Origin of the sequence: Streptomyces sp. WMMC500, from assembly GCF_027497195.1 — a bacterium.
Classification (GTDB): domain Bacteria; phylum Actinomycetota; class Actinomycetes; order Streptomycetales; family Streptomycetaceae; genus Streptomyces.
The window spans coordinates 7,327,251-7,351,524 of record NZ_CP114905.1 but is presented as its reverse complement, the minus strand read 5'-3'; the positions used below and the strand labels follow the sequence as shown (position 1 = coordinate 7,351,524).

Sequence of the window (24,274 nt, the reverse complement as noted above, 5' to 3'; positions counted from 1 at the left end):
GCAGAAGGCCGCCGAACGCCGCAGGTCAGCGCCCTCAACGGGCCTCAGCCGTCGTCGGCGCCCCTCGTACGGCCCTCAGCGGCCCCGCAGCGCCCGGTAGGCGTCGACCAGCGCCAGCGTCGAGCTGTCCAGCCCCGCCACCTCCGCACCGTCCGCGAGCGCCGGCTCCAGCCGCTTGGCGAGCACCTTGCCCAGCTCGACGCCCCACTGGTCGAAGGAGTCGATGTCCCAGACCGCGCCCTGCACGAACACCTTGTGCTCGTACAGCGCGACGAGCTGTCCCAGTACCGAGGGCGTGAGGCCGTCGGCCAGGATCGTCGTCGTCGGGTGGTTGCCCGGGAACGTACGGTGCGGCACCTGCGCCGCGGGCACGCCCTCGGCCGCCACCTCCGCCGCCGTCCTGCCGAAGGCGAGCGCCTGGCCCTGGGCGAAGAGGTTGGCCATCAGCAGGTCGTGCTGCCCGGCCAGCTCGCCCAGCTCGGCCACCGGCCGGGCGAAGCCGATCAGGTCGGCGGGGATCATCTTGGTGCCCTGGTGCAGCAGTTGGTAGTACGCGTGCTGGCCGTTGGTGCCGGGCGTGCCCCAGACCACGGGCCCGGTCTGCCAGCCGACCCGCTCGCCGCCGCGGTCGGTGGCCTTGCCGTTGGACTCCATGTCGAGCTGCTGAAGATAGGCGGTGAACTTCGACAGGTAGTGGCTGTACGGGAGCACGGCGTGGGACTGCGCGTCGAAGAACTCGCCGTACCAGACGCCGAGGAGCCCCAGCAGCAGCGGCGCGTTCTCCTCCGGCGGCGCGGTGCGGAAGTGCTCGTCGACGAGCCGGAAGCCGGCCAGCATCTCGCGGAAGGCGACGGGGCCGATGGCCACCATCAGGGACAGGCCGATGGCGGAGTCGTACGAGTAGCGCCCGCCGACCCAGTCCCAGAACTCGAACATGTTGTCCGTGTCGATGCCGAACTCGGCGACCTTCGCGGCGTTGGTCGACAAAGCGACGAAGTGCTTGGCGACCGCCTCGTCCCCGGCGCCGAGGCCCGCCAGCAGCCAGCGCTTCGCGGCCGTGGCGTTGGTGATCGTCTCGATGGTGGTGAAGGTCTTGGAGGCGATGACGAACAGCGTGGTCTCGGGGTCGAGGTCGCGCACCGCCTCGTGCAGGTCGGCGCCGTCGACGTTGGAGACGAAGCGGACGGCCAGATCCCGCTGGGTGTACGCGCGCAGCGCCTCGTACGCCATGGCCGGGCCCAGGTCGGAGCCGCCGATGCCGACGTTCACGACGGTGCGGACCGGCTTGCCGGTGTGGCCGCGCCAGTCGCCGGAGCGGACCCGGTCGGCGAAGGTCGTCATCCGGGTCAGCACGTGGTGCACGCCGGGGACCACGTCCACCCCGTCCACCTCGACGGACTCGGCGCTGGGCGCGCGCAGCGCGGTGTGCAGCACGGCGCGGTCCTCGGTGATGTTGATCTTCTCGCCGCGGAACATCGCGTCGCGCAGCTCGGCGACACCGGTCGCGGCGGCCAGGTCGCGCAGCAGACGGAGCGTCTCGTCGGTGACGAGCTGCTTGGAGTAGTCCAGGTAGAGATCGCCGACGCGGAGCGTGTACCGGCGGCCGCGCTCGGGGTCGGCGTCGAACAGCTCGCGCAGGTGCGTGGCGCCGAACTCCTCGCGGTGCTTGGCGAGTGCGTGCCACTCGGGGGTCTGGTCGAGCCTGGTGCGTGACGTGGTGTCGGCCATGGCACCCAACCTAATTGATCCCCGAGCGCACCGCCGGTCCGAGGGCGGCCACCCCGAGGCCGACGAGGACGGCGGCGGCGAGCGCCGGGGTGTGCGCTCCCAGGGAGCCGGCGAGCACGCCGCCGAGCACGGCCCCCAGCGGCACCACGGAGATCGACAGGGTACGGAACGCGGCGCTGACCCGGCCGATGGCGCCGGCGGGGCTGCGCCGCTGCAGCACGGTGACCTCGGTGGCGGTCCAGAGCATCCCGGCGAAGCCGAGCACGGCGAGCGCGGCACCGGCCGCGGGCAGGCCGCGCGCGGTGCCGAAGGCCGTCAGGCACGCCACCTGGGCGAGGCCCGCGCAGACCAGGGTGCGCGGCGCGCCGAGGGCGGCGACGACACGGCCCGCGCCCAGGCCGCCGGCGACGCTCCCGATGCCGTACGCGGTGAGCACGAGGGCGTAGCCCGTGGTGCCGGCGCCGAGCCGGCCGGTGAGGTGCAGGACGAGGGTGGCGACGAGGGCGCCGAAGCCGGTGTTGGCCACGACGGTGGCCGCGCAGATGCCCCGGAGCACCGGATCGGCCCACAGCGCCCGCAGCCCGTCGGCGACGTCCCGGCGCAGCGGGGTCCGGGGCCGCCGCGCGGCCGGGCGGGGGCGGTGCGGCAGCCCGGCGACGAGCGCGGCGGCCAGCAGGTACGAGGCGGCGTCCACGGCGTACGGCACGGCCGCCCCCGCGCCGACGAGCACGGGCACCAGCGGGGTGCCGGCGAAGCGGTGCACGGCCTCCTGACCGGCCAGCAGCCGCCCGTTCGCGGTGCCGAGCGCGGTGGCGGGCACGACGGCGGGCAGCAGGGCGGTGGCGGCGTTGTCGAAGACGGTCTGGAGCGTGGTGAGCGCGAAGGCGAGGACGAGGAGCAGGGCGATGCCGGCCCGGTCCAGCCACACCGCGAGCGCGAACGCGGCCATGAGCAGCCCGCGCAGCACGTCGGTGATCCACATCGCGCGCCGCTGGTCGACGCGGTCGGCCAGCGCCCCGCCGAGCAGCCCGAAGAGCAGCCAGGGCAGGAAGCCGCAGGCGGTGACGAGCGCGACGAGCAGCGCGGAGTCGGTCAGCTCGACGGCGAGCAGCGGCAGTGCGGCACCCCGCAGGGCGTCGCCGAAGCGGGAGACGACGGCGGCGGACCACAGCCGCCCGAACCCGCCGCGCCAGGGCGGTGCGGCGCTCTGCCGCGGAGGTACGGCCTCGGATCGCATGCCGGGACCGTAGGTACGCGGGTGTGCCGGGCGCCTCGGGCGGTTGCCCTATCCGCCGCCTCAGATCGGGCGGCCGGTCCCCCGGCGGCGCGGAGAGGCGCGCGGGGGCGCGCTGCCGGTGCCGGTGCCGGTGCCGGTGCCGTGGAGGATGCGGGTGCCGCCGTCGCGGTGTGGCCGCGGCCCGGGCGGCTCGGCGTCAGGCAGGGCCTGGGGCCGGGGGCCGCCCGCGAGCACGGCGGTGGTTCAGATCTCGCCGCGGAGCTTGGCGAGGGCTTCGGCGAGGATGGCTTCGCCGTCGGCGTCGCTGCGCCGCTCGCGCACGTACGCGAGGTGCGTCTTGTACGGCTCGGTGCGCGGCGGGTCCGGCGGGTTGTCCCGGTCCTGGCCCGCCGGGAAACCACAGCGCGGGCAGTCCCAACTGTCCGGGATCTGTGCGTCGGTGGCGAAGCTGGGTCGGGTCTCGTGCCCGTTGGAGCACCAGAAGGAGACCCGCAGGCGCGGGGCCGACTCGCCCCGCTCCGCCTCCCCCATCGGCCCGGCGCCGACCCGGCTTCCACGGATCGCGTTGCCACTTGCCACGGTCGTAACTCCCTGCGTGAAATGCGGCGAGGCATCGTCGGCGACCCCGCCGCGGGCGCCCTAGTCTACGTACCGTCGGTCGCTGTGGTGGCTCAGCCGTCGAACTTCATCATCAGTCGAACTTCATAATCAGGCCCAGCACGACGATGATGGCGAACCAGATCACGCCGACGACCACGGTGATCCGGTCGAGGTTGCGCTCGGCGACGGAGGAGCCGCCGACGGAGGACTGCATGCCGCCGCCGAACATGTCGGACAGGCCGCCGCCCTTGCCCTTGTGCATGAGGACGAGCATCATCAGCAGCCCGCTGAAGATGATCAGGGCGATGGAGAACGCCACGGTCACGGCTTTTCCAACTCTCTCGGTGACGGACGGGTACGGAAGGGGCCGGCGCAGTCATCCTGCGTGACCCCCGCCAGCCTACGACGAACAGGCGGCCCGGGCCTACTCCCCGGCTGGGGGGAAGTGGCCCGGGGCCGCCGGCCTCACTGGTCGCGGAAGCGGACGATCTTGACGAACTCGTCGGCGTCGAGCGAGGCGCCGCCGATCAGCGCGCCGTCCACGTCGGGCTGGGCCATGATCGCCGCGACGTTGCCGCTCTTGACGGAGCCGCCGTACTGGATGCGTACCGCGCCCGCCACGTCCTCGTCGTACAGCTCGCCCAGCCGCCGCCGGATCGCGCCGCAGACCTCCTGGGCGTCCTCCGGGGTGGCGACCTCGCCGGTGCCGATGGCCCACACCGGCTCGTACGCGACGACGATGCTCTCCGCGTCCGCCGCGCCGACGTCCTGCAGCGCCCCGTCGAGCTGCGCGAGGGTGTGCGCGACCTGGTCGCCGGCCTTGCGCACGTCCAGACCCTCGCCGATGCACAGGATGGGCGTGATGCCGTACTTGAACGCGGCCTTCACCTTGGCGTTGACGAGCGCGTCGTCCTCGCCGTGGTACTGCCGCCGCTCGGAGTGGCCGACGACGACGTACGTGCAGTGGAGCTTGGCCAGCATCGGGCCCGAGACGTCGCCCGTGTAGGCGCCGGCGTCGTGCGGCGAGATGTCCTGGGCACCGTACTTGATCTTCAGCTTGTCGCCGTCCACGAGCGTCTGCACCGAGCGCAGATCGGTGTACGGCGGCAGGACCGCGACCTCGACGGCCTCGTAGTCCTTGTCGTGGAGCGCGAAGGCGAGCTTCTGGACGTGTGCGATGCCCTCGAGGTGGTTGAGGTTCATCTTCCAGTTGCCCGCCATGAACGGGATGCGGGTGGGCTTGTCGGTCATCGTTCTGCTCAGTCCTCCAGTGCGGCGAGGCCGGGGAGCGTCTTGCCCTCGAGGTATTCGAGGCTGGCGCCGCCACCGGTCGAGATGTGGCTGAATGCCCGTTCGTCGAAGCCCAGGATCCGCACCGCGGCGGCGCTGTCGCCGCCGCCGACGACGGAGAACGCGGAGCTGTCCACCAGGGCCTGCGCGACCGCGCGGGTGCCCTCGGCGTAGTCGGGGTGCTCGAAGACGCCCATCGGCCCGTTCCAGAAGACCGTGGCGGCGTCGGCGATCTTCGAGGCGAAGAGGCGGCCGGACTCCGGGCCGATGTCCAGCCCCATCATGTCGGCGGGGATGGCGTCGGCCGGTACGGTCACGGGCTCGGTCGGCGCCTGCGCCTTGACGTCCGGGAACTCCCGGCCGGCGACCACGTCGACGGGAAGCACGAACTCCACGCCGAGTCGCTCGGCCCGCGCCAGGTACTCGCGGACGGCGGGCACCTGCTCCTCCTGCAGCAGGCTGGATCCGACCTCGTACCCCTGGGCCTTGAGGAAGGTGTACGCCATGCCGCCCCCGATGAGGATGCGGTCGGCCTTCTCCAGCAGGTGGTCGATGACCCCGAGCTTGTCGGAGACCTTGGCGCCGCCGAGCACGACCGCGTACGGCCGCGCGACGTCCTCGGTGAGCTTGCGCAGGACGCCCACCTCGGCGGCGATGAGGTAGCCGACGTAGTGCGGCAGCCGGGCGGGCAGGTCGTACACCGAGGCGTGCTTGCGGTGGACGGCGCCGAAGCCGTCGCCCACGTACACGTCGGCCAGCCCGGCCAGCTCGTCGGCGAACGCGCCGCGCGCGGCGTCGTCCTTCGCGGTCTCGCCGGGGTTGAACCGCAGGTTCTCGAGCAGCGTGACCTCGCCGTCGCCGAGCCCGGCGACGGTGGCCTTCGCGCTCTCGCCCACGGTGTCCGTGGCGAACTCCGTCTTCTTCGCGGAGTCCCCGAGCAGTTCGCCCAGCCGGCGCGCCACCGGTGCGAGGGAGAACGCCGGATCCGGCGCGCCCTTGGGGCGGCCGAGGTGGGAGGCGACGACCACCCGCGCGCCGGCCTCGGCCAGCTTGGCGATCGTCGGGGCGACGGCGCGGATGCGGCCGTCGTCGGTGATGGTGGTGCCGTCCAGCGGCACGTTGAGGTCGGCGCGGACGAAGACCCGCTTGCCGGCGATGCCTTCGCCGAGGAGGTCGTCGAGCGTCTTCATGGAGACTCCTGCGTCACTGCTGACACCGCCCGCACGCCGCCGCGAAGCGGCGCGCGCGGCGGCCCGGTCGTCGGAACGAGCGGGGCCCCGCCGCCGTGCGGCGGCCGGGCCCCGGCCCACGTGAGGTGTACGGGGAGCCGCGGCGCCCCGGCTGCCGCCCGGCAGGGCCGGCGCGGCGGGTGTGCCGCCCTCAGAGGCGCTCGCCGACGAAGGAGGTGATGTCGACCAGGCGGTTGGAGTAGCCCCACTCGTTGTCGTACCAGCCGACGATCTTGACCTGCTTGCCCTGCGCCATCGTCAGCAGGGAGTCGAAGGTGCAGGACGGCGCGGTGTTGACGATGTCCGAGGAGACGATCGGGTCCTCGGTGTACTCCAGGATGCCCTTGAGCTGGCCCGTGGCGGCCTTCTGGTACGCGGCGTTGACCTCGTCCTTGGTGACCTCGCGGCTCAGCTCGACCACCAGGTCGGTGACGGAGCCGGTGGGCACCGGCACGCGCATGGCGATGCCGTCCAGCTTGCCCTTGAGCTGCGGCAGGACGAGCGCGGTGGCCTTCGCGGCGCCGGTGGTGGTCGGGATGATGTTCTCGGCGGCGGCGCGGGCGCGGCGCAGGTCCTTGTGCGGGAAGTCCAGGATGCGCTGGTCGTTGGTGTAGGCGTGGACGGTGGTCATCATGCCCTGCACGATGCCGAAGTTCTCGTCCAGCACCTTGGCCATCGGGGCGACGCAGTTCGTCGTACACGAGGCGTTGGAGATGATGTGGTGGGAGGCCGGGTCGTAGGAGTCCTCGTTGACCCCCATCACGATGGTGATGTCCTCGCCCTTGGCGGGCGCGGAGATGATGACCTTCTTGGCGCCGGCGTCGAGGTGCTTCTTCGCGTCCTCGGCCTTGGTGAAGATGCCGGTGGACTCGATGACCACGTCCACGCCGAGGTCGCCCCAGGGCAGGTTCGCCGGGTCGCGCTCGGCGAGCATCCTGATGGCGCGCCCGCCGACGGTGATCGCGTCGGCGGTGTGGCTCACCTCGGCCTTGAGCTTGCCGAGCAGGGTGTCGTACTTCAGCAGGTGTGCGATGGTCGCGGCGTCACCCAGGTCGTTGAACGCCACGACCTCGATGTCCGCACCCTGGTCCAGGATGGCGCGGAAGTAGTTGCGGCCGATGCGGCCGAAGCCGTTGATGCCTACGCGGATCGTCACGAACCGATCTCCTCGTTGGTACGCCGGTCCTTCATCGACCGGTGCTCTGACTGGGAATCCCCGACCACTGCCGACCCTACCGCTTCCGCCCCCGCGGGGGGCCCGGACCCCGCCGGTGACGCCGACGGCGGCCCGAACCCTCGAGCGGGGCTGCGGGCCGCCGCGGCGATCCGGCGTCGTCGCCGGTCAGCGGGCCTGTGTCAGCGCCTCAGATGGGACAGTGCGCGGCTCAGAAGAGCGGCGCGTGCGGCCGGGTCGCCGAGGTGCTCGACCCCGAAGCCGACGAGGACGGTGTCGCGGGTGGAGACGGCCGCGTAGCTCTCGAAGAGCTTGCCGGAACGCGCCCAGTCGGCCTCGGCCGCGGGGCTGCCGGGCGGCGGTCCCGGCGTCGACCAGGCGCCGAGTCCGCTCTCGAAGCCCTCGGCGTCGCGCTCTGCGCCGCCCACGACGACGGCGGTGTCGTCGGCGAAGACGCCGCTGCCGCCGGTCCCCGGGTCCGTGACGTACGACAGGGAGAGTTCGACCTGCTTGCCGGCGTAGGCGGACAGGTCGTACGCAACTTCCTGCCAGCCGCCGGAGGAGTCCGTCAGGCCGTGCCAGGCGCCGCTGGTGCCGCTCGCGGTGCAGCCGTCGGCTCCCTGCGTGAGGTAGCGGCGCAGGAAGGGGTGGGCCTGGATGAAGAAGCCCGCGCCGCACTCCTCGGGCACCTGGTCCGTGGTGGCCCCGCCGGCCTCCGGCAGCGTCGTCCAGTCCTCACCGCCTGCGGTGCGGGCCTCCAGCAGGACGAAGTCGTAGCCGGGTTCGGTGTCCCAGTTGAGCGCGGTGCGCAACTCGGGTGCCTCGGCGGCGGTGACGCCGGTGAGGTCGACGGTGCGGGTGAGCCGCTGCCAGTCGTTGTTCTCGTGCCCGGCGATCGTCATCCACTCACCCTCGTACGGGGCGTACGGGTTGACGCCGCCCTCGTACGTCCCGGCCTGCGCGGACGCGAACTGCGGGAACTCGGCGGGCGGCAGCGCGTCGGAGGTGACGGTGTACGCGCCGGCGCCGTCCAGCGGGTTGCCGCCCCCGGCGTCGCCGAGGCTCCCGTTCGCGCCGCGCAGTGCGCCGGCGCCGGTGAAGCCGCCGGGCCCGACGGTGGCGGAGCGGGAGTAGGCGCCCAGGTAGTACTGGCTGAAGTCGTCCGTCTCGGCCCGGCCGACGAGCGCGTCGCCGCCGGCCTGCTCGCCGGCCTCGACCAGCTTGCCGCCCTCGTTGAGGTAGGCGCGCAGGGCGAGTTGGGTGTCGCCGCCGGGGGCGCCGGCGCCGGTGTAGTGCACGACGCCGCGGAAGTGGCCGAGGACGCCGAGGGCGTGCGGGGGCCCCTGGACGGCGACGTCCCAGACGGCGGCGGAGCGGCCGGAGGCGCGCAGGGCGTCGACGTAGGTGCGCGCGTGCCGGGCCTCGGCGCCCTCCTCGGCGACGACGAGGACGTCGGCGCGGGGGCGCTCGGCGACGGTGAACGTGAAGTGCTCGCTCGCGGTGCGCTTGCCGGTGCGGGTGCGGCCCGTGAACCAGACCTCCACCTCGTCGCCGGGCCCGACGTCCTCGACCTCGGCGCGGTACTCGTCGAAGAGGACGTTGTCCTCGCCGCCGTAGGTCTCGCCGCCCTTCCAGGGCCGGACGTCCTCGTCGCGGGTACGGCCGTCGTTGACGCGGTAGTTCAGCTCCTTGTCCCGTACGGACTTGCGGGCGACGACGGAGACTTCCTGATCGGCGCCGCCGGCGCGGTGCCCGCGGGAGCGGGCGTAGGAGGTGTCGAACTCGTCGAGTGTGAAGTCCGGGGCCTCGATGCCGACGGAGGACGACGGCTGGTCGGGGTGGGCGGCGGTCTCGGCGACGGAGAGGGCGAAGGGGATGTTCTTGGCGAACTCGTCCTGGATCAGCTTCTCGTCGTCGGGGAAGTTGAAACCCGACTGGCAGTCGCCGGGGTGCCAGGCGTCGTCGGGGTCGATGGCGGACGCCGTCTGACAGGTCGTCATCTCCGGGGTGAACATCATCATCCCGTTGACGTTGGCGGCGTGGCCGTCGGCTTCGCCGTTGGTGGTGTACAGCTCGGAGGAGACCTGGGGGCGGTAGCCGGGGACGGCGGAGTTCTCCGGGGTGCCGGCGAGCGCGCGGTAGAGCACGTCGTCGGGGGTGTCGGTGGCGACCTGCCAGCCGACGCCGTAGAGGATCAGTTCGGCGGCGGAGTGGTAGTTGATCCCGTACTCGAAGCCGATGCGCTTCTGGAAGGCGTCGACGGCGCGGGTCTCGGGTTCGGAGGCGGGTCCGGGGCCGCGGTAGGTCTCGCTGCGCGGGCTGGGCGAGGAACCCTCGTTGTCGTAGCCCCACTTGTAGGAGAAGTTGCGGTTCAGGTCCACGCCGTCGCCGGCGGTGTACTGTCCGTCGCCGTTGACGTCGCGCATGTTCTTGCGCCAGAGGCGCGCGCCGTCGGGGTCGTGCGTCCAGTCGTAGCCGTCGGGGTTGGCGGACAGCACGAACCACAGCTCGGTGGAGTCGACGATCCGGGTGAGCTTGCGGTCCGTACCGTAGCCGTCGAGGAAGTGGTGCAGCAGCCGGCGCGTCATCTCCGGGGTGATCCACTCGCGGGCGTGCTGGTTGGACATGTAGAGCACGGCGGGCTTGGCGCCGTCCCGGACCGTCCTGGCGCCCCTGGTGAGTTTCAGGGCGAGGATGTCCCGGCCCTGGAGGGTCGTGCCGATCGAGACGAGCTTGGTGAGCTTCGGGTACTGCCGGGCGATCCCGGCCAGTTCCTCCTGCAGCCCGCCCGCACCGCCGTACGGGCGGAAGACGCCCTCGGCCGCGGCCTCGGTGCGCGCCTCGGCGCGGGCCGGGACGGTGCGCTCGGTGAGGTCGACGCCCTGCCGCTCCAGGTCCGCGGCCTGGGCGTCGGTCAGGAACAGCTCGACCTCGGCGGTGCCGCGGGCCGGGGCCCGCTCGCCGAGTTCGTGGGCGTCCTGCCCCGCGGCGAGCAACAGCGGGACCTGGGCGCGGGTGACGTCCGCGGTGAAGACCTTGACCTCGTCGGCGCCGGCCCCGGCGGCCGGGGCCGGCCCGTCGCCGGGGACGGCACCGGCGGTGGGCGCGGCGGCGAGGCCGCCGAGCAGCAAGGCGGCTGACGCGAGGATCGCACCGGCTCTTCGTCTCATGTGCCCCCCTTTGGGGTTGCCTGTCTGGTGGCCGAACAGCAGTCAGGCTGCGGGTCGCTCATGTCCACGTCAAGATGCCGGAGGGGCGGAGAACCCGCGGTGCGGACGCGGGGCAGGGGACGCCCGGGGGACGGGAGACGGGAGCGGAGCAGCAGCCGGCGGACGGGCGGACGGGGCGTCAGCCCACCATCTCCTCCGTCAGGTTCGCCTCCGTGCCGGGGATGCCGAGGTCGCCGGCGCGCTTGTCGGCCATGGCGAGCAGCCGGCGGATACGCCCCGCGACCGCGTCCTTCGTCAGCGGCGGGTCGGCGAGGGCGCCCAGCTCCTCCAGCGACGCCTGCTTGTGCTCCATGCGCAGCCGGCCGGCCGCCGCCAGGTGCTCCGGCACCTCGTCGCCGAGGATCTCCAGGGCCCGCTGCACCCGCGCGCCCGCCGCGACCGCCGCGCGCGCGGAGCGGCGCAGGTTGGCGTCGTCGAAGTTGGCCAGCCGGTTGGCCGTGGCGCGCACCTCGCGCCGCATCCGGCGCTCCTCCCAGGCCAGCACCGACTCGTGCGCGCCGAGCCGGGTGAGCAGGGCGCCGATGGCGTCCCCGTCCCGTACGACCACGCGGTCCACGCCGCGCACCTCGCGGGCCTTGGCCGGGATGCTGAGCCGGCGGGCGGCGCCGACCAGGGCGAGGGCCGCCTCCGGGCCCGGGCAGGTGACCTCCAGCGAGGAGGAGCGGCCCGGCTCGGTCAGGGAGCCGTGGGCGAGGAAGGCGCCGCGCCAGGCGGCCTCGGCGTCGCAGGTGGCGCCGGAGACGACCTGCGGGGGCAGCCCGCGGATGGGCCGGCCGCGGCCGTCGACCAGGCCGGTCTGCCGGGCCAGTTGCTCACCGCCGGCGACGACGCGGACCACGTACCGGCTGCTGCGGCGCAGCCCGCCCGGGGCCATGACGATCATCTCGGAGCCGTGCCCGAAGATCTCCAGGATGTCCTTCTTCAGCCGGCGCGCGGCGACCCCGGTGTCCAGCTCGGCCTCGATCACGATCCGGCCGCTGACCAGGTGCAGCCCGCCGGCGAACCGCAGCGTGGATGAGACCTCCGCCTTGCGGCAGCACGTGCGGGTCACGGGGAGCCGCGAGATCTCGTCCTTCACCGCTGCCGTCATCGCCATGGCCCGATCCTTCCATGCATCCGAAAAATACGGTCGTACGCGGCGGCCAGCAGCTCCGGATCGTGCCGGGGAGTCCCGTCGGTCCGCGCCACCGGCGCCAGCTCGACCGAGCCCTCAAGCTCTTTCGCAGCCTCGCGCAACCCGTCGCGCTCTGCCGCGCCGGGCACTGCATCCTTGTCGGCCAGCACCACGTCGAAGGCGAGTTTAGGGGCGTGTCGTCGCAAAACCTCCAAATGACGCCGCGGGGAAAATCCGTCCGTTTCCCCCGGCTGCGGGGCGAGGTTCAGGGAGAGGACCTTGCGGGCCTTGGTCTCCACCAGGGCCTCGCGCAGATCGGGCACCAGCAGGTGCGGGATGACGGAGGAGAACCAGGAGCCCGGGCCGAGCACCACCCAGTCCGCCTCGCGGACGGCCTCGACGGCGGCCGGGACGGCCGGCGGGTCGGCGGGCACCAGGTGGACCTGCTGCACCTCGCCGGGCGTGAGCGCCACGGTGGCCTGGCCGGCCACCGTGGTGACCTGCTCGGGGTGCTCCGGCGCGTGGCCGCGCACGTCGGCGCGCAGCTCCAGGGGCACCGCGGACATCGGCAGCACCCGGCCGTGTGCGCCCAGGAGCGTACCGACCAGGTCGAGGGCCTGGACGTGGTCGCCGAGCTGCTCCCAGAGCGCGACGATCAGCAGATTGCCGACGGCGTGGTCGTGCAGCTCGCCCTGGCTGGTGAAGCGGTGCTGGATGACGCGGGACCAGGTCTGGCCCCAGTCGTCGTCGCCGCAGAGCGCCGCCAGCGCCTTGCGCAGGTCGCCCGGCGGCAGCACGCCCAGCTCGGCGCGGAGCCGGCCGGACGAGCCGCCGTCGTCGGCGACCGTGACGACCGCGGTGAGATCGCCGGTGATCCGGCGCAGCGCGGCGAGGGAGGCCGACAGGCCCATCCCCCCGCCGAGCGCGACCACCTTCGGCTGCGAACCGGGCCTGCGTGCGCCCCGGCGGCGCAGCCGGAGGTTCCGGCCGCCGGCGATCCGGCTCACTCGCGCCCCATGTCCCGGTGGACGACGACGGTCTCGATCCCGTCCGAGGCGAGCCGGCGGGCCAGCCGCTCGGACATCGCGACGGAGCGGTGCTTGCCGCCGGTGCAGCCGACGGCGACGGTCACGTACCGCTTGCCCTCGCGCCGGTACCCCTCGGTGACCAGGTGCATCAGCTCCGCGTAGCCGTTGAGGAACTCCTTGGCGCCCGGCTGGTTGAAGACGTACTGCGCGACGTCCTCGTTCAGCCCGGTGAACTGGCGCAGCTCGGGGACCCAGTGCGGGTTCGGCAGGAAGCGGCAGTCCACCACCAGGTCGGCGTCCACGGGCAGGCCGTACTTGTAGCCGAAGGACATCACCGTGGCCCGCAGCTCGGGCTCCTCGCCGCCGGCGAACTGGGCGTCCATCTTCGCGCGCAGCTCGTGCACGTTCAGGCTGGAGGTGTCGATCACCAGGTCGGCGTCGCCGCGCAGCTCGCGCAGCAGGTCGCGCTCGGCGGTGATGCCGTCGAGGATCGTGCCGTCGCCCTGCAGCGGGTGCGGGCGGCGTACGGACTCGAAGCGGGCCACCAGCGAGTTGTCCGCCGCCTCCAGGAAGACGATGCGCCGGGGAACGTGCTTCTCCTTCAGGTCCGCCAGGGACTCCTTCAGATTGTCGAAGAAGCGCCGGCCGCGGACGTCCACGACGACCGCGATCCGCGCCACGTTCCCCTGCGAGCGGGCACCCAGCTCCACCATGGTGGGGATGAGGGCGGGCGGCAGGTTGTCCACGACGAACCAGCCGAGGTCCTCCAGGCACTTCGCGGCGGTGCTCCGGCCGGCACCCGACATCCCGGAGATGATCACCAGCTCGGGGATGCCCGCCTGCCCGGAGTCACCCGTCTCGCCCTGCCCGGGGGCAAGGTCACCCGTGGTCACGGCGGTCTCGTCGGTCTCGTCTGTCCCGTGCTCGTTCATCGTTCTGTCCCCCGGTCCTCACTCGTCCATGATCTCTCCGGTGGCGGTGTTCACCGCCGGCGCGGCCGGTGCCGATTGCGCGAGGGTCGCGGCGATGTTTTCGGCCGTCTTGCGGCCGATGCCGGGAACCTCACAGATCTGATCAATAGTCGCAGCTCTGAGCCGTTTCACCGAACCGAAATGTTTCAGGAGCGCCCGGCGGCGGCTCTCGCCCAGCCCTGGCACGTCGTCCAGCGGTCCGGCCTTCATGCTCCTGGCCCGCTTCTTGCGCTGGTAGGCGAGGGCGAAGCGGTGGGCCTCGTCCCGTACGCGCTGCAGCATGTACAGGCCCTCGCTGCTGCGCGGCAGGATGACGGGGTCGTCGCCGTGCGGCAGCCAGACCTCTTCGAGGCGCTTGGCGAGGCCCACGACGGCCACGTCGTCCACGCCCAGCTCGTCGAGGGCCCGCTTGGCGGCGGCGACCTGCGGCTGACCGCCGTCGACGACCACGAGCTGGGGCGGGTACGCGAACTTCCGGGGCCGCCCGGTGTCGGGATCCCGCCCGGCGGGCCCGTCCCCCATCGCGACCGCGGGGGCGTCCCCGTGACTGCGCTCGGCCGCCGCCTCGGCCTCAGGATCACCCCACTCCCCCGTCTTCTGCTTCTCCTGCACGTACCTCCGGAACCTGCGGGTGACCACCTCGTGCATCGCGCGCACGTCGTCCTGGCCGGTGAAGCCCTTGATCTCGAAGCGGCGGTACTCGCTCTTGCGGGCGAGGCCGTCCTCGAAGACGACCATGGAGCCGACGACGTCGTCGCCCTGCAGGTGGGAGATGTCGTAGCACTCGATGCGCAGCGGCGCGGAGTCCAGCTCCAGCGCCTCGGCGATCTCCTCCAGCGCCCGCGAGCGGGTGGTCAGGTCGGAGGCGCGCTTGGTCTTGTGCAGGGCGAGGGCCTGCTGCGCGTTCCGCGCGACCGTGGCGAGCAGGTCCTTCTTGTCGCCGCGCTGCGGCACCCGCAGGTCCACCCGGGCCCCGCGGCGCTCGGTGAGCCACTCCCGCACGGGCCCCGCCGGCTCCGGCAGCGCCGGCACCAGCACCTCGCGCGGGATGCCCTCGGCCTGCTCGTCGCCGTAGAGCTGCTGCAGCGCGTGCTCCACGAGACCAGCGGTGTCGACGGCCTCCACCCGGTCGGTGACCCAGCCCCGCTGGCCGCGGACCCGGCCGCCGCGGACGTGGAAGATCTGCACCGCCGCCTCCAGCTCGTCCTCGGCGAGGGCGACCAGGTCGGCGTCGGTGGCGTCGGCGAGGACGACCGCGTTCTTCTCCATGGCGCTCGTCAGCGCCCCTATGTCGTCACGCAGCCGCGCTGCCTTCTCGTACTCCATCTCGTCTGCGGCCTCGTGCATCTGCCGCTCCAGCCGCTTCAGGTACGTCCCCGTGCGGCCCGCCATGAAGTCGCAGAACTCCTCGGCCAGCTCCCGGTGCTCCGCGGCCGTGACCCGGCCGACGCAGGGCGCGGAGCACTTGTCGATGTACCCCAGCAGGCAGGGCCGGCCGATCTGCTCGCTGCGCTTGAACACCCCGGCGGAACAGGTCCGCACCGGGAAGGCGCGGAGCATGAGGTCGACGGTCTCGCGGATGGCCCACGCGTGTGCATACGGCCCGAAGTAGCGCACGCCCTTGCGCTTGGGGCCGCGCATGACCTGCACGCGCGGAAACTCCTCGTTGAGGGTCACGGCGAGGGACGGATAGCTCTTGTCGTCCCGGTACTTGACGTTGAACCGCGGGTCGTACTGCTTGATCCAGGTGTACTCCAGTTGGAGCGCCTCGACCTCGGTGGCCACCACGGTCCACTCCACCGAGGCGGCGGTCGTGACCATCGTGCGCGTGCGCTGGTGCAGCCCGGCGAGGTCCTGGAAGTACGACGAGAGCCGCTGCCGCAGGCTCTTGGCCTTGCCGACGTAGATGACCCGGCCGTGCTCGTCCCGGAACCTGTAGACCCCCGGAGAGTCGGGAATCTGTCCGGGCTTGGGACGGTAACTGGACGGATCGGCCATGGTCCCCACCCTACTGTCGCCCACCGACGCCGGGCCGCCCGCCGACACCCGTGTACCAAGCCCGCGACACACCGGTGACATCCGGGACCCGGCGACCGCGGATCCGGTTCCGCCGCCCCCGTACACCTGCGAGAGTCGTGGTGGCGGGCGACCCCGGGGAGGTTCGGTGGCGGTGCAGCGGGAAGTCGCATCCCTCCTGCGCAGCGCGGGGCAGGGCAGCGGCACGCATCTGCTGCGGAGCCCGTGGATCTCGTCGCGGAAGCTGGCGGCCTTCGTCTACGTCGCCGAACAGTACGGCTACCGTTACGACCGCATCGTCTCCTCGCCCACGGCCTCCGCCCCGGCCCTCCTCTTCCGGCGCCTGCCGGACGCCGCCGACCGGGCGAACCGCACCGCACGGGCCCACCCGGATGCGCACCGCGGCGGCCGGCTCCCGGGCATGCGCCCCGGCCGCCGGCGGCTGGTCCCCCTGCCGGAGGTCGGACCCGAAGTCGATCTGCTGTTTGCCCGGTTCCGGCTGGATGCGACCGAGAAGTCCTACGTCGGCAAGCGCAGACGCCAGTTCGTGGTCGTCATGGTCCTGTGGATCGTCATCGTCGCGGTGGCCGCCGCCTTCCATGCGGACTCCGTGCGCGACTACCTGGAGGCGATCCTCGTCATCGACGGCGTCCTGGTCGTGCTCCTGATCGTCGTCCTGTCGTCGGGCAAGGCCGCCACCCGGCGTACGCGGGAGCGGGCGGGCCGGCTCCTGGGCCGGACGGGGGTCGCCCCGGGCGACTGAGCGGGCACGAGGCGGGCGTCGGGGCGTGGGGATACGGGCCCGGGGTGTGGGCGGGGTGCGGTCATACTTGGCGCATGATCGTGGTTGGTGGGGAAGCTCTGATCGACCTCGTGCCGGGCGGCGGCGGGGGCGTGCTTCCCGCGCTGCGGCCCGTGCGCGGCGGTGGGCCGTACAACACGGCGGTGGCGCTCGGGCGGCTCGGAGCGGACGTGGCGTTCGCCTCGCGGGTGTCCACGGACGCCTTCGGGGCGGCGCTGATGGCCGGACTCGACGCCGCGGGGGTGGACACCCGCCTCGTCCAGCGGGGGGCGGAGCCCACCACGCTGGCCGTCGCCGACGTCAGCCCGGACGGGTCGGCCGGCTTCCGCTTCTACGCCGAGGGCACCGCCGACCGGCTGTTCCGGGCGCCCGACGCGCTTCCCGCGCAGTCGCGGGCGCTGGCTGTGGGGACGTGCTCGCTGGTGCTGGAGCCGGGGGCGACCGCGTACGAGACGCTGCTGAAACGGGCCTGCGCGGACGGGGTGTTCACCCTCCTCGACCCGAACATCCGGGCCGGGCTCATCGCGGACGCCGACGCCTACCGCGCCCGCTTCCGCTCCTGGCTGCCGCACGTGGCGCTGCTGAAGCTGTCGGTCGAGGACGCGCAGTGGCTCGCCGGCGGGCGGCCCTGGGCCGAGGCGCTGCCGGAGTGGCTGGCGGCAGGCCCGCGGGCCGCGGTGCTGACCCGCGGCGGCGACGGGCTGACCGCGGTCCTCGCGCAGGGGCCGGAGCGGTACGACGTGGCCGCGCCGCCGGTCGACGTCGTCGACACGATCGGCGCCGGCGACACCGTCAACGCGGCGCTGCTGCACTGGTTCGGCACCCACGGGGCCCTCACCCCCGGCGCCCTGGCCGGTCTCGACGCCGCCGGCTGGCGCGCCGCGCTCGGCTACGCCGCCCGGGCGGCGGCGATCACCTGTTCGCGCGCCGGCGCCGAGCCCCCGTACGCGGCGGAGCTGGCGGAGACCGCGGACGGCTGACCCGGGCCGGATACGGCCGCGGGGCCCCTCGGGACCCCGCGGCCGCCCCGCCGCTACCGGGTGACCGTGACCCGGTCGCCCTGCGTGACGCCGTTGACCGTCACCGTCAGCGTGACCGTCCCCGGCCGCAGCCCCGTCACCTCGCCGGTGGCCGGGTCGTACGCCGCGATGTCGCCCCGGTCCGCCGACCGCGGCGGCCCGATGTGCAGCCGGTCCGTACCCGACCAGTCCGCGCTGACCGGCCAGGCCACCGGCACCTGCCGCGTGCCCTGCGCGACCGACGCCGTCGCCGCCGACGAGCGGCCCACGCGGACCTCCTCGGGCGCGGTCACCGCCAGCCCGTCCACGTGCGGCCGGGTCTGCACGGAGACCCAGTCGGGCAGCCCGCGGTACGGCGCGTACCGGGCCTTCTGCTGCTCACCCCACGAGACGTGGTCGACGCCGATCAGCGACCAGCCGGAGAACCCGCCCTCGCCGGGGGCGGTGGACGGGTTCTTCCCGGAGTTGCCGTTGATCAGATACGGCACGCCGTCGACGTGTTCGGCGTGGAAGGTGCCGACGTGCGCGCCGACGAACGCCGCGCCCTTGCCCGTACGGGCCCGGAAGTCCGCCAGCCAGTCCTCCAGCACCCGCGCCTCCTTGCGGTCGCTGAGCTGGCTGGCGCGCTGCGGCGTCGGGTCCCGCGGCGGCACGTGCTGGACGACGGTCACCGAGCGCACCGACGGGTCCTGCGCCGCCGCCTCCAACTGCCGCTTGAACTCGGCGATCTGCGCGTAGCCGCCGCCGCGGAGCGTCAGCGAGGAGGTGTCGAGGGTCAGGAAGCGGGTGCCCTTGTGGTCGAACGTCCGCTGCGCGGGGCCGAACTCGGCGACGAAGTTGGCCACCGAGCCGCCCATCACCTCGTGGTTGCCGGGCACGTAGTACCAGGGCACGGCGTCGCCCAGTTCCTCTTCGAGTATCGAGCGGGCGAACGTCAGGTCCTCGGGCGAACCCTCGTCGACCAGGTCGCCGTTGATGACGAGGAAGTCGGGCCGGGCCGCCCTGATCTCCTGCAGCGTGCGCCGGGTCTGCCGGACGATGGCGCTGTCCGGCTCGCGGGCGACGAACTGCGCGTCGGACATCACCGCGTACTGCCAGTCCCGGTCCGCCGTCTCGGCACCGGAGTCGATCAGCGGGTCGCGGTGCGCCGGCGTCTGCGGCAGGTCCACCTCGGGCGGGCTCTGCGCGGTCAGCTCGTCTATGACCAGTTCGCTGCTGTACTGGCTGGCGGGCTTGGCCTCCGCGAGGTAGAAGCGGAAGACGGACAGCGGGTACTGCGTGCCCTCCGGCACCTGGAAGACCACCTGCTTCCAGCCCTGCCAGGTGACGTAGTCGCCGCGGAGCACGAGGTCGGCGCCCGCGCCGTCCTTCAGGTGCAGCGACGGCCAGGCGCCCTTGCCGTCGCCCTTGATCCACAGCCCGAAGCTCAGCGGCTGGCCCGGGACGTCGATGCGCTGCGGGGGCGTGACGTAGGCGGCGCGGTTGGCGGTGGACTGGGAGAAGTCGTACGTGATCTTCATCCCGGCGCCCGTGTGGCCCTCCGGCTCCGGAGCGAGCGAGCCGGTGGCGCGGGCGGTGGAGAACGTCCAGTCGGCCGCGTCGTCGAAGTCCGCCAGCTCCGCCGCGGTGAGGCCGACGGTCAGCGCGACGTGGGTGACCTTCCCCTGCACGGTCGCCTTGAGCACGCCGGAGGCGGTCGGCTCGGAGGTACGGGCGCGGACGGTGAAGCCGCCGCCGCGCGCGTCGGGGGCGATGTCGAACAGCGCGCGGTCGTAGTCGAGGCGTACGTCGGCGGGGTCGACGGGGGCGCTGACGCCGTGGGCGTCGCGGCCGACGATGCCGAAGGCCGTCTCGTCCCGCGGGTCGGCGAGGCCGACGCGCTCGCTGGTGGGCGTGATCCGCTCCAGCCGGTCCAGGACGGTCAGTTCGACGCTCCCGTCCGCGCCGCCGCGCCGGGCGGTGACCTTCGCGGTGCCGCCGCGGCGGGCGGTGAACGTGCCGTCGCGGTCGACGGTGCCCACGTCGGGCCTGGTGCTGTACCAGAACGGGTTGCCGGCGGCGGGACCGTACGTCTCGTCGTAACCGGCGGCGTCCAGGTCGCGGGTCAGGCCCGGGAAGACGCGGTCGGGGTGGCCGCCGGGCACCGGGTCGACGCCGGGGGCGAGCGCCGGGTCGGCGGCGGTGGTGACGCGGAAGTCCTTGAGCTTGCCGCTGCCGCCGGGGGCGGTGAACGCCAGGCCGTTGGGGACCTCCCGCTCCTGGCCGTCCGAGGGCGAGTTCTCCACGAACCGCTCGTCGGAGCCGGGCGCGCGGGCGACGAGGGTGGAGGAGCCGCCGCCGTCGAGGTTCAGCGCGTCGTACGCGCCGAGGGCGTCCATCATCTTCGCCAGTTGCGTGAGCGTGACGCCACCGGCGTCCGCCTGGCGGCCGTCGACGGTCAGCACGTGCATGGTGCCGCCGTCCTGGGAGAAGCCGACCGCGGTGCGGGGGGCGGCGGTGTTGTTCGGCCGGCCCTCCCAGTCCTGCGGTACGCCGTCCTGGACGAGGATGCCGCGCCCGCCGACCGCGGTACGGGGCACCGGGCTGCCGTCGTCGGTGCGGACGTCGTACTCCACCTGCACGGCGTCACCCGGCGCGAGTTCGGCGAGGACCTTCGCGCCGGTGTCGCGGCCGACCAGCACCGTGGTGCCCTCGGCTATGGCGCCCTTCCCGGGCCCGGCGGTCACCTCGGCGACCTTGCCGTCCCGGACGGCGACCTCGGTGACCTCGGTGGCGCCGTCGACCGTCAGGGCGCGGTCGGCCTCGCCCCACTGGGCGTTGTACGCGCCGATGCCGTCCGCGGGGACGTTGGCGGCGTTGTAGGCGCCGAGGGGGCGCTCGCCGTCGGGGAGGGTGACGGTGCCGTCGAAGTAGAGGTCGAGCACGCGGCCCGCCTGGTCGGGACCGACGCCGACCGCCTCGGAGACACCGGGCGCGGGCGAGTGCGTGGGGCGGCCCTCCTCGACGCCGGGGCCGAGCGGCGCGCCGGTCTCGTTGATGTCGAAGAAGTCGGCGTTGATGGCGGCCACGGTGGTGCGGCCGGGGCCGGGGTCGTGCTCGGCGGCCAGTTCGGAGACGGGGGCGCGCTGGGAGACCTTGCCGCCGAGGTGGTCGACGCGGGTGCCGGCGCTCAGGTCGACGCTGAGCGCGTCGGCCTTGAGCCACTTGTCGGTCTCCAGCCGCTCGAAGGAGGTCAGTTCCATGCCGGGGGCGACGGGCCGGGAGACGGAGGCGATGTCCATGCCCTCGCCGGCCGGTACGGAGACGGGGCCGGCGGCGCCGCCCGCGGCGGGCCGCTCCTGGCCGACGGCCGCGGGGGCCCCGAGGAGCAACAAGGAAGCCGCCGCTGCCGCGACGGCTCTGGGTCGGAAGGGTTTACTGCGTACTCCCGCTCTGAGCACGTTTTCTCCTTGGAACGACACGGGAACGCACGCTTCTTGCGCACGGCGGGCCACAGCCTGGCAGCGGAAGGTGGTCTACACCAGAGGGCGCGCGCAAACTCCGACGGAACAATTGCCGCCGCGGGTCCGTCATTTGAGACCCCGTCAGGCAGGTCCGTACCAGGTGGGACGCGGTGGGCGGCGTGTCGGCGGGACCCGGCCGTGCGCGGGCACCGCGCGGCGCGGTAAGGGCGACCGGCGCGCAGCGAGGCGGCCCGACGGAAGACGGCCTCCCACACGCCGGGCCCGCGCGTCAGCCACGCCGCTCGGCCCGCGCTGGGCGTGCCGGCGCGGCCCCGTGCGGCAGGCGGCGCGCGGCTTGCACCGCCCGGACGCGGGTGGCGGGCCGAGGGGGCGGCCGCGGCCCTCAGCCGCGCCGCTTGGCCGCCGTCTTCTTCGCCGCCGCCCCCTTGGCGGGCGCCTTGGCCGCCGTCGCCTTCGCGCCCGTCGCCGCCTTCTTAGCCGTCGCCCGCTTCCGCACCGGAGGTGAATCGCTCACCCGGTCGCCCAGGATCTCCCGCAGGAACTTCCCGGTGTGGCTGGCCGGCACCGCCGCCACCTCCTCCGGCGAGCCCTCCGCGACCACCAGCCCGCCGCCGCTGCCACCCTCCGGGCCGAGGTCGACGACCCAGTCCGCGGTCTTGATGACGTCCAGGTTGTGCTCGATGACGATCACCGTGTTGCCCTTGTCGACCAGCCCGGTCAGCACTCCTATCAACTTCTTGATGTCGTCGAAGTGCAGCCCCGTCGTGGGCTCGTCGAGCACGTACACCGTGCGGCCGGTCGAGCGCTTCTGCAGCTCGCTCGACAGCTTCACCCGCTGCGCCTCGCCGCCCGACAGCGTCGGCGCGGGCTGGCCCAGCCGCACGTACCCGAGGCCCACCTCGTTGAGCGTCCTGAGGTGGCGCGCGATGGCCGGCACCGCCTCGAAGAAGGACAGCGCCTCCTCGATCGGCATGTCCAGCACCTCGGCGATGGACTTGCCCTTGTAGTGCACGTCCAGCGTCTCGCGGTTGTACCGCGCCCCGTGGCAGACCTCGCACGGCACGTACACGTCCGGGAGGAAGTTCATCTCGATCTTGATGGTGCCGTCGCCGGAACAGTTCTCGCAGCGACCGCCCTTGACGTTGAAGGAGAAGCGGCCCGGCTGATAGCCGCGGACCTTCGCCTCCGTCGTCTCCGCGAACAGCTTGCGGACGTGGTCGAAGACGCCCGTGTACGTCGCGGGGTTGGAGCGCGGCGTACGGCCGATGGGCGACTGGTCGACGTGCACCACCTTGTCCACCAGGTCGTCCCCGTCGACCCGGGTGTGCCGGCCGGGCACGCTCCGCGCGCCGTTCAGCTCGCGCGCCAGATGCGTGTACAGGATGTCGTTGACCAGCGTCGACTTCCCCGACCCCGAGACGCCCGTGACCGCCGTGAGCACCCCGAGCGGGAAGGCCACGTCGATGTCCTGGAGGTTGTTCTCCCGTGCCCCGCGGACGACGAGCTGCCGCTTGCCGTCGACGGGCCGGCGGATCTCCGGCGTCGGGATCTCCTTCTTCCCCGACAGGTACTGCCCGGTGACCGACGCCTCGTTGTCCAGCAGCTCCTTCATCGAGCCGCTGTGCACCACCGTGCCGCCGTGCTCGCCGGCGCCCGGGCCGATGTCGACGATCCAGTCGGCGGTCTTGATGGTGTCCTCGTCGTGCTCGACGACGATCAGCGTGTTCCCCAGGTTCCGCAGCCGCACCAGGGTCTCGATCAGCCGGTGGTTGTCCCGCTGGTGCAGCCCGATCGACGGCTCGTCCAGCACGTACAGCACGCCGACGAGGCCGGAGCCGATCTGCGTGGCGAGCCGGATGCGCTGGGCCTCGCCGCCGGACAGGGTGCCCGCGGCGCGGTTGAGCGACAGGTAGTCCAGGCCGACGTCGACCAGGAACCTCAGCCGTTCGTTGACCTCCTTCAGCACCCGCTCGGCGATGGTCTTCTCCCGGTCGGTCAGCTCCATCGCGCCGAGGAAGTCGGCGCAGTCGCTGATCGACATCGCCGAGATGTCGGCGATGGACCTGTCCTGCACCGTGACCGCGAGGACGACCGGCTTCAGCCGCGTCCCGTTGCACGTCGGGCAGGGGACCTCCCGCATGTACCCCTCGAAGCGCTCGCGGCTGGCGTCGCTCTCCGCCTCCGCGTGCCGCCGCTTGACGAACGGCACGGCGCCCTCGAAGGACGTGGTGTACGACCTCTCGCGCCCGTACCGGTTGCGGTAGCGCACCTCGATCTTCGTCCGGTGCCCCTGCAGCAGCGCCTTCTGCGCCCGCTGCGGCAGCCCCGCCCAGGAGATGTCCGTACGGAAGCCGAGGTCGTCGGCGAGCGCGCCGACGAGCCGGGCGAAGTAGTCCTTCGTGTGCCCGTGCGACCACGGGTGGATGGCACCCTCGTCCAGCGACTTGTCCGGGTCGGGGACGATCAGCTCCGGGTCGACCTCCATCCGGCTGCCGATGCCCGTGCAGTCGGGGCAGGCGCCGAACGGCGAGTTGAAGGAGAAGGAGCGCGGCTCCATCTCCTCGAAGGACAGGTCGTCGTACGGACAGTAGAGATGCTCGGAGTACATCCGCTCGCGGTCCGGGTCGTCCTCGTCCAGGTCGACGAAGTCGAGGATGACCATGCCGCCGGAGAGCCCGAGGGCGGTCTCGACGGAGTCGGTCAGCCGCCGCTTGGCGCTCTCCTTGACGGTGAGGCGGTCGACGACCACCTCGATCGTGTGCTTCTCCTGCTTCTTCAGCTTGGGCGGGTCGGTCAGCGACGACGTCTGCCCGTCGACCCGCGCCCGGCTGTACCCCTTCGACTGCAGGTCGGAGAAGAGGTCCACGAACTCGCCCTTGCGCTCGCGCACCAGCGGCGACAGCACCTGGAAGCGGCTGCCCTCCGGCAGCGCGAGCACCTTGTCCACGATCGCCTGCGGCGACTGCCGGGTGATCGGCCGGCCGCACTCCGGGCAGTGCGGCTTGCCGATACGGGCGAAGAGCAGCCGCAGGTAGTCGTAGACCTCGGTGATCGTGCCGACCGTCGACCTCGGGTTGCGCGACGTGGACTTCTGGTCGATCGAGACGGCCGGCGACAGGCCCTCGATGAAGTCGACGTCCGGCTTGTCCATCTGGCCGAGGAACTGCCGGGCGTAGCTGGACAGCGACTCGACGTAGCGGCGCTGACCCTCGGCGAAGATCGTGTCGAACGCCAGGGACGACTTGCCCGACCCCGAGAGTCCCGTGAAGACGATGAGGGAGTCGCGGGGCAGGTCGATGGAGACGTTCTTCAGATTGTGCTCGCGAGCGCCACGGACGAGGAGACGGTCGGCCACGCCGGTCGGACCTTTCT

Annotated in this window: 16 protein-coding genes; 2 read left to right on the top strand and 14 right to left on the bottom strand. The window is 72.9% G+C overall.

The features are described 5' to 3' along the window. Nucleotides 1–75: 75 nt before the first annotated feature. From pgi to uvrC, 12 genes are all read right to left on the bottom strand, one after another. Nucleotides 76–1,728 carry a glucose-6-phosphate isomerase gene (gene pgi / locus O7599_RS31675; protein WP_281619036.1) on the bottom strand — a complete coding sequence of 551 codons (1,653 nt, stop codon included), beginning with the start codon at nucleotides 1,726–1,728 and terminating at the stop codon, nucleotides 76–78. Between the two features lie 10 nt (nucleotides 1,729–1,738). After that, the gene (locus O7599_RS31670) at nucleotides 1,739–2,965 is read right to left on the bottom strand and encodes an MFS transporter (RefSeq protein WP_281619035.1); all 1,227 of its coding nucleotides are present in this window, start codon (nucleotides 2,963–2,965) and stop codon (nucleotides 1,739–1,741) included. Nucleotides 2,966–3,208: 243 nt separating this feature from the next. After that, the gene (locus O7599_RS31665) at nucleotides 3,209–3,496 is read right to left on the bottom strand and encodes an RNA polymerase-binding protein RbpA (RefSeq protein ID WP_027742945.1); all 288 of its coding nucleotides are present in this window, start codon (nucleotides 3,494–3,496) and stop codon (nucleotides 3,209–3,211) included. Nucleotides 3,497–3,656: 160 nt separating this feature from the next. Continuing rightward, nucleotides 3,657–3,884, bottom strand: coding sequence for a preprotein translocase subunit SecG (gene secG, locus O7599_RS31660; protein WP_281623598.1), 228 nt, complete (start codon nucleotides 3,882–3,884; stop codon nucleotides 3,657–3,659). Nucleotides 3,885–4,030: 146 nt separating this feature from the next. Continuing rightward, nucleotides 4,031–4,816 (bottom strand): triose-phosphate isomerase, encoded by a 786-nt coding sequence (tpiA, locus tag O7599_RS31655; RefSeq protein WP_281619034.1) that lies wholly within the window; start codon nucleotides 4,814–4,816, stop codon nucleotides 4,031–4,033. Nucleotides 4,817–4,824: 8 nt separating this feature from the next. Then, complete coding sequence (locus tag O7599_RS31650; protein ID WP_281619033.1) at nucleotides 4,825–6,045, bottom strand: phosphoglycerate kinase; 1,221 nt, start codon at nucleotides 6,043–6,045, stop codon at nucleotides 4,825–4,827. Between the two features lie 190 nt (nucleotides 6,046–6,235). Next, nucleotides 6,236–7,240, bottom strand: a complete 1,005-nt coding sequence (gap, locus tag O7599_RS31645; protein ID WP_281619032.1) for a type I glyceraldehyde-3-phosphate dehydrogenase — start codon at nucleotides 7,238–7,240, stop codon at nucleotides 6,236–6,238. A gap of 200 nt (nucleotides 7,241–7,440) precedes the next feature. Further along, nucleotides 7,441–10,428 (bottom strand): M14 family metallopeptidase, encoded by a 2,988-nt coding sequence (locus O7599_RS31640; RefSeq protein WP_281619031.1) that lies wholly within the window; start codon nucleotides 10,426–10,428, stop codon nucleotides 7,441–7,443. A 178-nt stretch (nucleotides 10,429–10,606) separates the two neighbouring features. Beyond that, nucleotides 10,607–11,584 carry a DNA-binding protein WhiA gene (gene whiA, locus O7599_RS31635; RefSeq protein WP_027771335.1) on the bottom strand — a complete coding sequence of 326 codons (978 nt, stop codon included), beginning with the start codon at nucleotides 11,582–11,584 and terminating at the stop codon, nucleotides 10,607–10,609. After that, entirely contained in the window at nucleotides 11,575–12,609 is a 1,035-nt protein-coding gene (yvcK, locus tag O7599_RS31630) for a uridine diphosphate-N-acetylglucosamine-binding protein YvcK (RefSeq protein ID WP_281619030.1), read from the bottom strand. The genes whiA and yvcK overlap by 10 nt, the downstream gene beginning before the upstream one ends. Continuing rightward, nucleotides 12,606–13,562, bottom strand: coding sequence for an RNase adapter RapZ (rapZ, locus tag O7599_RS31625; RefSeq protein ID WP_281619029.1), 957 nt, complete (start codon nucleotides 13,560–13,562; stop codon nucleotides 12,606–12,608). Before rapZ ends, yvcK begins: the two co-directional genes overlap by 4 nt. An 18-nt stretch (nucleotides 13,563–13,580) precedes the next feature. After that, nucleotides 13,581–15,599 carry an excinuclease ABC subunit UvrC gene (gene uvrC, locus O7599_RS31620; RefSeq protein ID WP_281619028.1) on the bottom strand — a complete coding sequence of 673 codons (2,019 nt, stop codon included), beginning with the start codon at nucleotides 15,597–15,599 and terminating at the stop codon, nucleotides 13,581–13,583. A gap of 166 nt (nucleotides 15,600–15,765) precedes the next feature. Here uvrC and O7599_RS31615 point away from each other — a divergent pair, with 166 nt between their 5' ends. Continuing rightward, nucleotides 15,766–16,380 carry a hypothetical protein gene (locus O7599_RS31615; protein ID WP_281619027.1) on the top strand — a complete coding sequence of 205 codons (615 nt, stop codon included), beginning with the start codon at nucleotides 15,766–15,768 and terminating at the stop codon, nucleotides 16,378–16,380. Between the two features lie 74 nt (nucleotides 16,381–16,454). Further along, on the top strand, nucleotides 16,455–17,399 hold the full coding sequence (locus O7599_RS31610) for a carbohydrate kinase (RefSeq protein ID WP_281619026.1): 945 nt from the start codon (nucleotides 16,455–16,457) through the stop codon (nucleotides 17,397–17,399). A 53-nt stretch (nucleotides 17,400–17,452) separates the two neighbouring features. Here the strand turns inward: O7599_RS31610 and O7599_RS31605 are convergent, their stop codons facing one another. Both O7599_RS31605 and uvrA read right to left on the bottom strand, forming a co-directional pair. Further along, nucleotides 17,453–20,812, bottom strand: a complete 3,360-nt coding sequence (locus O7599_RS31605) for a phosphodiester glycosidase family protein (RefSeq protein WP_281619025.1) — start codon at nucleotides 20,810–20,812, stop codon at nucleotides 17,453–17,455. A 472-nt stretch (nucleotides 20,813–21,284) separates the two neighbouring features. Next, nucleotides 21,285–24,257, bottom strand: coding sequence for an excinuclease ABC subunit UvrA (gene uvrA, locus O7599_RS31600; RefSeq protein ID WP_281619024.1), 2,973 nt, complete (start codon nucleotides 24,255–24,257; stop codon nucleotides 21,285–21,287). Nucleotides 24,258–24,274 lie beyond the last annotated feature (17 nt).

Excerpts from the sequence above, each read along its gene's own strand:
- pgi (WP_281619036.1), bottom strand. The coding sequence starts at position 1,728 with ATGGCCGACACCACGTCACGCACCAGGCTCGACCAGACCCCCGAGTGG.
- O7599_RS31670 (WP_281619035.1), bottom strand. The coding sequence starts at position 2,965 with ATGCGATCCGAGGCCGTACCTCCGCGGCAGAGCGCCGCACCGCCCTGG.
- O7599_RS31665 (WP_027742945.1), bottom strand. The coding sequence starts at position 3,496 with ATGGGGGAGGCGGAGCGGGGCGAGTCGGCCCCGCGCCTGCGGGTCTCC.
- tpiA (WP_281619034.1), bottom strand. The coding sequence starts at position 4,816 with ATGACCGACAAGCCCACCCGCATCCCGTTCATGGCGGGCAACTGGAAG.
- O7599_RS31650 (WP_281619033.1), bottom strand. The coding sequence starts at position 6,045 with ATGAAGACGCTCGACGACCTCCTCGGCGAAGGCATCGCCGGCAAGCGG.
- O7599_RS31640 (WP_281619031.1), bottom strand. The coding sequence starts at position 10,428 with ATGAGACGAAGAGCCGGTGCGATCCTCGCGTCAGCCGCCTTGCTGCTC.
- whiA (WP_027771335.1), bottom strand. The coding sequence starts at position 11,584 with ATGGCGATGACGGCAGCGGTGAAGGACGAGATCTCGCGGCTCCCCGTG.
- rapZ (WP_281619029.1), bottom strand. The coding sequence starts at position 13,562 with ATGAACGAGCACGGGACAGACGAGACCGACGAGACCGCCGTGACCACG.
- uvrC (WP_281619028.1), bottom strand. The coding sequence starts at position 15,599 with ATGGCCGATCCGTCCAGTTACCGTCCCAAGCCCGGACAGATTCCCGAC.
- O7599_RS31610 (WP_281619026.1), top strand. The coding sequence starts at position 16,455 with ATGATCGTGGTTGGTGGGGAAGCTCTGATCGACCTCGTGCCGGGCGGC.